The organism is Aliiglaciecola aliphaticivorans (assembly GCF_054782055.1).
Genome location: NZ_BAAGTF010000011.1, coordinates 1 through 11,781 on the forward strand (window position 1 = coordinate 1; position 11,781 = coordinate 11,781).

The window sequence follows — 11,781 nt, forward strand, 5'->3', positions numbered from 1 at the left end:
TGGAGCGTTATCGATTTGATCAAACGCTGATGCAGCACCACCATAGGTCTTTGCTAGAACTGTAGTGATTGCCGCTGTTAGCGTCGTTTTACCATGGTCAACGTGGCCAATTGTACCGACGTTTACATGGGGTTTCGTACGTTCAAACTTTTCTTTAGCCATTTTTCTCGTTTCCTAATTTAAAAGTCCGACCCTGTAACAGACCGGACCGAACCTTCATTTAGATTAATTTCTTGCTTCAACTATCGCTTTAGTCACATTATTTGGTGCTTCAGCATAATTAAAGAATTCCATAGAGTATGAAGCACGCCCCTGCGTTGCGCTTCGCAATGCAGTAGCATAGCCAAACATTTCAGAAAGAGGAACCTTAGCACGTACAATTTTTATACCTGCCACACCTTCATCCATGCCATCAATAACACCGCGGCGACGATTTAAGTCACCAACGACATCACCCATCCAATCTTCTGGAGTGGTGACTTCAACTTTCATAGTCGGCTCAAGCAATACAGGATTCGCGATTTCTACGCCTTCCCTAAAGCCCATTGAGCCGGCTATCTTAAACGCCATTTCAGAAGAGTCAACATCATGGAAAGAACCATCGAACAAAGTGACCTTGACATCTAATACCGGATACCCAGCTAAGACACCATTTTGCATCTGCTCTTGGATACCTTTGTCTACTGAAGGAATATACTCTTTAGGAACGATTCCGCCCACAATTTCATTCACGAACTCGTAGCCCGCACCTTCTTCATTTGGCTCGATTTTCAGCCAAACATGTCCATATTGACCACGTCCACCTGACTGACGAATAAATTTGCCTTCCACTTCCACACTTTTACGAATTGTCTCTCGATATGCAACCTGAGGTTTACCCACATTACATTCAACATTAAATTCACGCTTCATGCGGTCAACAATGATATCCAGATGCAATTCTCCCATTCCTGAGATAATTGTTTGTCCAGACTCTTCGTCAGTTTTTACGCGGAAAGAAGGGTCTTCTGCAGCAAGTTTACCCAAGGCAACACTCATTTTATCTTGGTCAGCTTGAGAACGAGGCTCAACCGCAATGGAAATTACCGGTTCGGGGAACTCCATACGTTCGAGGGTGATGATGTGGTTAGGATCACACAAGGTATCACCAGTCGTCACATCTTTCATTCCAATTGCTGCTGCGATATCACCAGCGCGCACTTCTTTTAATTCTTCACGGTCTTTAGCATGCATTTGCACAATTCGACCGAAGCGTTCACGTTTACCTTTAACAGCGTTGTAAACAGCATCACCTGTATTTACCACACCGGAATAACAACGGAAGAACGTTAATGTACCCACGAAAGGGTCGGTGGCAATTTTAAACGCTAAGGCCGAAAAAGGTTCGCTATCGTCTGCATGACGTTCAGCTTCTGTTTCATTCTTATCACTTAATACACCGGTGATTGCGGGAACATCAACGGGTGCTGGCAAAAACTCGATTACAGAATCAAGAACAGCCTGAACACCTTTATTTTTAAATGCTGAACCACAAGTCGCCACCACAATTTCATTATTGAGTGTACGAATACGTAATCCAGTTTTAATTTCTTCCTCGGAAAGCTCTTCACCTTCCAAATATTTATTCATCAATTCATCAGAGGCTTCTGCAGCAGCTTCGACCATTTCAGTACGAAGTTCATTCGCACGATCTAGTAAGTCAGCAGGAACGTCTTCATATAAGAACGTCATACCTTGATCAGCTTCATTCCAATTAATGGCTTTCATCTTGATCAAATCGATAACGCCTTTGAAGTTCTCTTCAGCACCAATGTTCAATTGAATAGGCACACATGTGGCACCTAAGCGATTGTTAATCTGTTCAACTACACGGTCAAAGTCAGCACCTGTACGGTCCATTTTATTAACAAATACCATGCGCGGAACACGGTATTTGTCAGCTTGGCGCCATACAGTCTCAGATTGGGGTTCAACACCCGATGAGCCACAAAAAACAACCACAGCACCATCGAGCACTCGTAAGGAACGTTCAACTTCAATCGTAAAGTCTACGTGCCCTGGAGTATCGATGATGTTGATTCTGTGCTGGTCATACTGTTGTTGCATACCAGACCAGAAACAGGTTGTTGCAGCGGAAGTAATGGTAATCCCCCGCTCCTGCTCTTGCTCCATCCAATCCATGGTAGCAGCGCCATCATGGACTTCACCAATCTTGTGAGACAAGCCGGTATAAAATAAAACGCGTTCAGTCGTAGTCGTTTTACCCGCGTCAACGTGAGCAACGATTCCGATATTTCGATAGCGTTCAATTGGATGTTTACGAGCCATTTAATCCTCTCTAAGAAGCTTTGACTACCAGCGGTAGTGTGCGAACGCTTTGTTCGCTTCAGCCATACGGTGAACGTCTTCACGTTTCTTAACCGCAGAACCTCTGTTCTCAGACGCATCTAGCATTTCAGCTGCTAGGCGTTGAGCCATTGATTTTTCACCACGTTTACGTGCAGCATCAACCATCCAACGCATGCCTAATGCATTACGACGAACAGGACGAACTTCTACTGGTACTTGGTACGTAGAACCACCAACACGACGAGATTTAACCTCGACTGTAGGGCGGATGTTGTCCAATGCTTCTTCGAATACATCTAGGTGAGCTTTACTGGTTTTTTCAGCAACGATGTCTAACGCACCGTAAACAATTTTTTCAGCAGTAGATTTTTTACCATCCAACATGACAACGTTCATGAATTTGGCAAGTAATTGTGATCCGAACTTAGGATCAGGTAGGATTTTTCGTTGACCTACAACTCGTCTTCTTGGCATCTTAATATTCTCCGTGGGGATTCAGGTATAACCCAAAACTCAAAATTTAATAGTTTGGCCTTACTAACGGAGAACCGTTAAGACTTAGGCCTTTTTGCGCCGTATTTAGAACGGGCTTGTCTACGGTCGTTTACGCCTGCGCAGTCTAAAGTACCGCGAACAGTGTGGTAACGAACACCTGGTAAATCTTTAACACGACCACCACGAATAAGAACAACACTGTGCTCTTGTAGGTTGTGACCTTCACCACCGATGTATGAAGAAACTTCAAAACCGTTGGTTAAACGAACACGGCATACTTTACGTAAAGCTGAGTTCGGCTTCTTAGGCGTGGTTGTATATACACGAGTACATACGCCACGTTTCTGTGGGCAAGCCTGTAAGGCAGCGACGTTGCTTTTTTCAACGGGCTTCTTACGAGGAGAGCGCACTAACTGGTTAACTGTTGCCATTAACTAGGGCTCCTGGTTAATAAAAAACTACTATTTGCCCGTTTTACCGGGCGCTGAAAGCGAAAAATCCGCGTCCAAAATATTGCGTTAGCAAATTTCGGGTCGCGGAATTCTATAGATCATAAAACAAACTGTCAAGAAAAGTCTTTGACTAACTGCGGTTAGCCAAAGAATTTCTTAAATATTGTTACTCTTCGCTTGAACTGTTACCAGCTTCAGCGTTTAACGCTTCAGTTAGTGCAAGTTCTGCTTCAGAGGCTGATACTGAGGTTTCTTCAACCATCATAGCAGCTTGTTTCATTTTCGCTCGGTTTTGGTGATAAGAGAAACCGGTTCCTGCTGGAATCAAACGACCAACAATTACGTTTTCTTTCAAACCACGCAACTCATCTTCTTTACCTTGCACTGCTGCTTCAGTAAGAACACGGGTTGTTTCTTGGAACGAGGCTGCAGAAATGAATGATTCAGTAGAAAGAGAAGCTTTGGTAATACCAAGCAACTGAGTTTCGTACTGAGCAGGGATTTTACCCTGTTTTTCAATTTCACGGTTAGCAACTCTAACGTTCGCAACTTCAACTTGCTCGCCTTCAAGGAACTGAGTATCACCTGGGTGAGTAATCAAACACTTACGCAACATCTGACGTATAACAACTTCGATGTGCTTATCGTTAATTTTAACCCCTTGTAGACGGTAAACTTCTTGAACTTCGTTCACAATGTAGTTTGCAACTGCACTGATTCCACGAAGACGCAAGATGTCATGTGGCGATTCTGGACCATCGGCAATAACTTCGCCTTTTTCCACAGATTCACCTTCAAACACGTTAAGTTGACGCCATTTAGGGATCATCTCTTCGTAATGATCACCTTCTTTAGGCGTAATAACTAAGCGCTTCTTACCTTTAGTTTCTTTACCGAAACCGATAGTACCGGATACTTCAGCAAGAATCGCAGGCTCTTTAGGCTTACGTGCTTCGAACAAGTCAGCAACACGCGGCAGACCACCGGTGATGTCACGAGTTTTCGAACTTTCCTGAGGTATACGTGCTAACACGTCACCTTCGCGAGCCGCCATACCATCAGATGCTTCGATTGTAGTAAAGCTAGGCAGGCGAATTTCCTGTAATCCAACTTCATCACTTTCTAGGATAAGTTTAGGTTCTTTCGCATTCGCTTTGGTTAAATCTTTAACCACGATACGCGTTAAGCCAGTTAACTCATCTTGTTGCATTTCGGTATTCGAATCATCAACGTCAGCAAAGCTAATTTTCGCTTTACGTTCGGTAATAATTGGATGCGAATGCGGATCCCAGTTCGCGATGATATCGCCAGCGTTTATCGCCGCGTTGTCATCAACAGAAAGAATCGCACCGTAAGGTACTTTATAACGTTCTTTCTCACGACCTTGGTCGTCAATTACAGTTAATTCAGTAGAACGTGAAACGATAACCACTTTGTCATCAGCGTTACGCACATACTTAGCGTTGTGTAACTTCAATGTACCAGTAGTTTTCACTTGTACACTATTCTCAGCAGATGCTCTTGATGCAGCACCACCGATGTGGAACGTACGCATGGTTAACTGTGTACCAGGTTCACCGATAGACTGTGCGGCAATAACACCAACAGATTCACCGAAGCCAACCATATGTCCACGAGCCAAATCACGACCGTAACATCTAGCACAAACACCGAAGTCGTTGTCACAAGTGATAACTGATCGAACCAATATTTGGTCTACAGAGTTATCTTCTAACATGTCAACTAAACCTTCATCTAGCAGCGTATTACGCTCAACTAAGACGTCGTTAGTACCTGGTTTAATTACATCTTCTGCAACAACTCGACCCAATACACGTTCGCGCAATGGTTCTACAACGTCACCACCTTCGATAAGAGGAGTCATTTTCACCCCTTCGAAAGTGCCACAATCTTCGTTATTAATAACCAAATCTTGTGCAACATCAACCAAACGACGAGTTAAGTAACCCGAGTTTGCTGTTTTCAATGCCGTATCAGCCAAACCTTTACGAGCACCGTGAGTAGAAATAAAGTACTGAAGTACGTTTAGACCTTCACGGAAGTTTGCCGTAATAGGCGTTTCGATGATTGAACCGTCTGGTTTTGCCATCAAACCACGCATACCCGCCAACTGACGAATCTGAGCGGCACTACCACGAGCACCAGAGTCAGCCATCATAAACACTGAGTTGAAAGAGTCTTGCTCTTCCATTTCGCCGTCACGATTTTTAACTGATTCTTTTGATAAGTTTGACATCATTGCTTTTGCAACGTCTTCGTTTGCACGAGACCAGATATCGATTACTTTGTTGTAACGCTCACCCGCGGTAACAAGACCTGATTGGAACTGCTCTTGAATTTCAAACACTTCTTCTTCAGCTGCTTCGATGATGTCTTTCTTCGCATCAGGAATAACCATGTCATCGATACCAACAGATGCACCCGCGATCATCGCGTAGTGGAAACCGGTATACATAATTTGGTCAGCAGCAATTACCGTATCTTTCAATCCAAGTACACGGTAACAAGCATTCAACAAACGTGAAATCTGCTTTTTACCCATTGCTTGGTTGATAATTTCGAACGGCAAACCTTTTGGCAAAATTAAAGAGAAAATAGCACGTCCAACTGTAGTATCAGTTAGGGTTACTTTTTCAGTTTTAGAACCATCAGCATCAACATCATATTCGGTGATACGTACTTTCACGCGAGCGTGAAGTTCTGCATTACCTGTACGATAAGCTTTTTCGGCTTCGTGAGGGCTGGTGAATACCATACCTTCACCCAGACCATTTACACGGTCACGAGTAAGATAGTACAACCCTAATACAACGTCTTGTGAAGGAACGATGATTGGCTCACCGTTAGCTGGTGACAAGATGTTGTTGGTCGACATCATCAAGGCACGCGCTTCAAGCTGTGCTTCGATTGTTAACGGTACGTGTACCGCCATTTGGTCACCATCGAAGTCGGCGTTATAGGCCGCACACACTAATGGGTGCAACTGAATCGCTTTACCTTCGATCAAAATAGGTTCAAACGCCTGTATACCCAAACGGTGAAGTGTAGGTGCACGGTTAAGAAGAACTGGATGTTCGCGGATAACGTCATCTAAAACGTCCCAAACTTCCGGAGCTTCGCGCTCTACTAATTTCTTAGCGGCTTTAATGGTTGTTGCAAGACCACGACCTTCTAATTTTCCATAGATGAACGGCTTGAACAATTCCAATGCCATTTTCTTTGGAAGTCCACATTGATGTAGACGAAGAGTAGGACCAACAGTAATTACAGAACGACCAGAATAATCTACGCGTTTACCTAGTAAGTTCTGACGGAAACGACCTTGTTTACCTTTGATCATATCGGCCAAAGATTTAAGAGGACGTTTGTTAGAACCGGTAATTGCTCGACCACGACGACCGTTATCTAAAAGTGCATCAACCGCTTCTTGTAACATACGTTTTTCATTGCGCACAATGATATCAGGCGCAGCAAGATCTAGTAGACGCTTCAAACGGTTATTACGGTTAATGACACGACGATATAAATCGTTCAAATCTGAAGTCGCGAAACGGCCACCATCTAGTGGTACCAACGGACGCAAATCTGGTGGTAAAACTGGCAACACTGTCATGATCATCCACTCAGGCTTGTTGCCTGATTGTTGGAATGACTCTAACAACTTCAAACGTTTAGTAATTTTCTTACGCTTGGTTTCAGAATTGATAGTTGGCAATTCTTCACGCATCGCGGCAACGTCAGCATCAACATCAAGCACTTTTAGCAATTCAAAAACTGCTTCTGCACCCATCTTGGCTTCAAATTCATCGCCGTGCTCTTCTAACGAATCTAGGTACTCTTCTTCAGTAAGAAGTTGAGAACGCTCAAGAGTCGTCATACCAGGTTCGGTAACAACATAAGATTCAAAATAAAGTACACGCTCGATATCACGCAATGTCATATCTAACATCAAACCAATGCGAGACGGCAATGATTTTAGGAACCAAATGTGGGCAACTGGGCTAGCCAGTTCAATGTGACCCATACGCTCACGACGTACTTTAGTCAATGTCACTTCTACGCCACATTTTTCACAAATTACACCACGGTGTTTAAGGCGTTTGTATTTACCACACAAACACTCATAGTCTTTAACCGGACCAAAGATGCGGGCACAGAAAAGGCCATCGCGCTCTGGTTTAAACGTACGATAGTTGATGGTTTCAGGCTTCTTAACCTCACCAAAAGACCACGAACGGACCATGTCCGGAGAAGCAAGACCGATTCGAATATTATCGAACTCTTCGGTTTTGTTCTGTTGCTTAAGAAACTTTAATAAGTCTTTCACTTTTTTCTCCCAGCGGAGTGGTGTTACAAAACCTGACTAACTACTTCAGCTAGTCAGGCTCTCTTTTCTTTCGATCAATCAGAGTAAACTAATCGTTTTGCTCTTCTAATTCGATGTTGATACCTAGAGAACGGATTTCTTTCAACAATACGTTGAAGGATTCCGGCATACCAGGTTCCATACGATGATCGCCATCCACAATGTTTTTATACATTTTAGTACGACCATTTACGTCATCGGATTTCACAGTTAGCATTTCTTGCAAGGTATAAGCAGCACCGTATGCTTCTAGTGCCCACACTTCCATCTCACCGAAACGCTGTCCACCGAATTGAGCTTTACCGCCCAATGGTTGCTGTGTAACCAAGCTGTAAGAACCCGTTGAACGTGCATGCATTTTGTCATCAACCAAGTGGTTAAGTTTCAGCATATACATGTAACCTACGGTTACAGGACGCTCGAACGAACGGCCAGTACGACCATCAAACAACGTGATTTGTCCGCTTTCTGGAATATCAGCCAACAACAACAAGTCTTTAATTTCTCGCTCTGTTGCACCATCAAATACAGGTGTCGCAATTGGCACACCTTTACGCAAGTTTTCAGCAAGACGTTTAACTTCTTCATCGGTGAAGTTGTCAATATCGACGACCTGATGTGACTTGCCTGAGCTATACACTTCTTTCAAGAAACTTCTTAGCTTAGCTAATTCTTCTTGCTCTTTGATCATGCGATCAATCTTCACACCCAAACCGTGAGCAGCCATGCCCAAGTGAGTTTCAAGGATCTGACCGATGTTCATCCGCGAAGGTACACCAAGTGGGTTAAGTACGATGTCTACGGGAGTACCGTTAGCATCATAAGGCATATCTTCCACTGGTTGGATAGTCGAGATAACACCTTTGTTACCATGACGACCAGCCATTTTGTCACCAGGTTGAATATGACGCTTAACAGCCAAGTATACTTTAACAATCTTCAACACGCCCGGCGCTAAATCATCACCTTGAGTGATTTTGCGACGTTTAATCTCAAACTTGTTATCAAAATCAAGTTTAATTTCACTGTGTTGTTCAGCAATTTGATCAAGCTCTAATTGTGCATCTTCATCTTGTAGCGTGAGATCAAACCATTTTTCACGAGGCATACTGTCAAGCTTAGCTTGTTCAATGCCATTGCGAAGCAATAGGTTAGTCGCACGTGCAAATATACCGTCGGCTAAAATACCGAACTCATCACCCAAGTCTTTCTTAACTTGACGTAATTGCATATCTTCAATTTCAAGGGCACGTTTGTCTTTTTCAACACCATCACGGGTGAAAACTTGAACGTCAATAACAGTACCATGAACAGAGTTAGGTACACGCAAAGAGGTATCTTTAACGTCTGACGCTTTTTCACCAAAAATGGCTCTTAAAAGTTTTTCTTCTGGCGTTAGCTGAGTTTCACCTTTAGGTGTCACTTTACCAACTAAGATGTCGCCACCTTTCACTTCAGCACCAATATAAACCACACCAGATTCATCCAGTTTACCAAGTGCAGATTCACCAACATTAGGTATATCAGCACTAATTTCTTCTGGACCAAGCTTAGTATCACGAGCAATACAGCTAAGCTCTTGAATGTGAATTGTTGTGAAGCGATCTTCTTGGGCAACACGCTCAGAAATAAGGATAGAATCCTCAAAGTTATAACCATTCCAAGGCATAAATGCGATACGCATATTTTGACCTAACGCCAACTCACCTAAATCAGTGGAAGGACCATCGGCCAATACGTCACCAGTAACAATAGGGTCACCTACATTACAAGTTGGTTTCTGGTTAATACATGTATTCTGGTTAGAGCGGGTGTACTTAGTAAGGTTGTAGATATCAATACCTGCTTCACCAGCAGTCATTTCTTCTTCATTTACTTTGATAACGATGCGACTTGCGTCAACATAATCAACAGTACCACCGCGTTTCGCGATAATAGTTACACCTGAATCAACAGCAACCGTTTTTTCCATACCGGTTCCAACTAAAGGCTTATCAGCTTTTAGAGTTGGTACAGCTTGACGTTGCATGTTTGCACCCATCAATGCGCGGTTAGCATCATCGTGTTCTAGGAACGGGATGATTGATGCAGCAACAGATACGATTTGCTGTGGAGATACATCCATATACTTGATGTCTTCAATTTGCATCAAAGTAGTCTCACCACGGTAGCGGCAAGGGATAAGCTCTTCCGTTAGTTTACCATCATCGTCTAACACAACGTTTGCCTGTGCGATGGCGAATTGCCCTTCTTCAATAGCAGAAAGGTAATCGATATCGTCAGTCACAACACCGTCAACAATTTTACGATAAGGTGTTTCAAGGAAACCAAAGTCATTGGTACGAGCAAAACTCGAAAGTGAGTTGATCAAACCGATGTTTGGTCCTTCAGGCGTTTCGATTGGACAAACACGACCATAGTGAGTCGGATGTACGTCTCGAACTTCAAAACCTGCGCGTTCACGGGTCAAACCACCTGGGCCTAAAGCAGAAATACGACGTTTGTGCGTCACTTCTGAAAGCGGGTTGTTTTGATCCATAAACTGAGATAATTGGCTTGAGCCAAAGAACTCTTTAACAGCTGCCGAGATTGGCTTAGCGTTAATAAGGTCTTGTGGCATTATAGCATCAAGATCACCTAAACTTAGGCGCTCTTTAACTGCACGCTCTACACGTACTAAACCAACTCGGAATTGATTTTCGGCCATTTCACCAACAGAACGAATACGACGGTTACCTAAGTGATCGATATCATCAACTTCATCTTTACCATCACGGATGGTAATCAATTGCTTCATTACCGCAATGATATCTTCTTTATCTAGGGTACCTTCGCCAATTAATTCTTCGCGACCAAGACGTCGGTTAAACTTCATTCTACCTACAGCCGACAAATCATAACGATCGTCAGAGAAGAATAAGTTACCAAATAAGGTTTCCGCAGCATCTTTAGTGGGTGGCTCACCAGGACGCATCATACGATAAATTTCAACTAATGCTTCGAGGCGATTTGTTGAACTATCAATACGTAGGGTATCTGATATATAAGCACCGTGATCTAACTCATTGATATAAAGTGTATCGAATGAGGTAAGGTCAGAGGCTAACAACGCTTCCAGTGTTTCCACTGTCAGTTCGTCATTCGCAGAGACGATTACTTCACCGGTTTCTTCATTAATATAGTCTTTGGCGATTACCCGACCAACAAGAAACTCAGCTGGTACTTCTAATTCAGTGACTTTTGCTTTTTCAAGAGCACGAGTATGACGAGCAGAAATACGACGACCCGTTTCTACTAGAACATTTCCTTCTCCGTCCATGATGTCAAACTGTGCAGTTTCACCACGTAAACGTTCAGGCACGATGTCCATCATGAATTTATCGTCCACTATCTTGATGAGATCTTTATCAAAGAACACATCTAGAATTTCTTCAGTGGGCATTTCCAATGCACGTAACATGATAGTCGCTGGTAATTTACGGCGACGATCGATACGAACATATAAATTATCTTTCGGGTCAAATTCGAAGTCTAACCAAGAACCACGGTAAGGAATAACTCGTGCGTTATAAAGCACTTTACCTGATGAGTGTGTTTTTCCTTTATCATGATCGAAGAACACACCAGGTGAACGGTGAAGTTGAGACACGATAACGCGCTCAGTTCCATTGATCACAAAAGTACCGTTTTCAGTCATGAGTGGTATTTCACCCATGTAAACTTCTTGCTCTTTGATATCCTTAACCGTTCCAGGAGCGGCTTCTTTATCGAACAACACTAGACGAAGTTTTACCCTAAGTGGCGCAGAAAAAGTGACACCTCGAATTTGACATTCTTTAACGTCAAAAACAGGTTCACCTAATCGGTAGCTCACATATTGTAATTCAGAATTACCTGAATAACTTTTTATGGGGAAAACTGATCTAAAAGCAGCTTCTAGTCCATAATGACCGTCAACATCGATGTCGATAAACTTCTTAAAAGAATCGAGCTGGATTGAAAGAAGGTAAGGTATCTCTAATACCTGCGGGCGTTTGCCAAAATCCTTACGGATACGTTTCTTTTCGCTATTGGAGTAAACCATGGGTTCCTCAGCAT

The 11,781-nt window shown here is 43.1% G+C and carries 6 protein-coding genes; all 6 read right to left on the bottom strand.

Annotated features, from left to right (window positions below):
- Positions 1-162, bottom strand: a 162-nt coding sequence (locus ACYVIL_RS06820) for a GTP-binding protein (protein ID WP_460312017.1), incomplete at its 3' end; no start/stop codon positions are given.
- Between the two features lie 63 nt (positions 163-225).
- Positions 226-2,328 carry an elongation factor G gene (gene fusA / locus ACYVIL_RS06825; protein WP_460311996.1) on the bottom strand — a complete coding sequence of 701 codons (2,103 nt, stop codon included), beginning with the start codon at positions 2,326-2,328 and terminating at the stop codon, positions 226-228.
- 24 nt (positions 2,329-2,352) lie between these two features.
- Entirely contained in the window at positions 2,353-2,823 is a 471-nt protein-coding gene (gene rpsG, locus ACYVIL_RS06830; RefSeq protein WP_216049829.1) for a 30S ribosomal protein S7, read from the bottom strand.
- Positions 2,824-2,900: 77 nt separating this feature from the next.
- Positions 2,901-3,275, bottom strand: coding sequence for a 30S ribosomal protein S12 (gene rpsL, locus ACYVIL_RS06835; RefSeq protein WP_008845957.1), 375 nt, complete (start codon positions 3,273-3,275; stop codon positions 2,901-2,903).
- Positions 3,276-3,462: 187 nt separating this feature from the next.
- The gene (gene rpoC, locus ACYVIL_RS06840) at positions 3,463-7,644 is read right to left on the bottom strand and encodes a DNA-directed RNA polymerase subunit beta' (protein WP_303475521.1); all 4,182 of its coding nucleotides are present in this window, start codon (positions 7,642-7,644) and stop codon (positions 3,463-3,465) included.
- Positions 7,645-7,732: 88 nt separating this feature from the next.
- Positions 7,733-11,767: a DNA-directed RNA polymerase subunit beta gene (gene rpoB, locus ACYVIL_RS06845; protein WP_303475519.1), complete on the bottom strand. Its 4,035-nt coding sequence runs from the start codon at positions 11,765-11,767 to the stop codon at positions 7,733-7,735.
- Between the last annotated feature and the right edge of the window lie 14 nt (positions 11,768-11,781).

Coding starts and splice junctions, on each gene's coding strand:
- fusA (WP_460311996.1), bottom strand. CDS start 2,328: ATGGCTCGTAAACATCCAATTGAACGCTATCGAAATATCGGAATCGTT.
- rpsG (WP_216049829.1), bottom strand. CDS start 2,823: ATGCCAAGAAGACGAGTTGTAGGTCAACGAAAAATCCTACCTGATCCT.
- rpsL (WP_008845957.1), bottom strand. CDS start 3,275: ATGGCAACAGTTAACCAGTTAGTGCGCTCTCCTCGTAAGAAGCCCGTT.
- rpoB (WP_303475519.1), bottom strand. CDS start 11,767: ATGGTTTACTCCAATAGCGAAAAGAAACGTATCCGTAAGGATTTTGGC.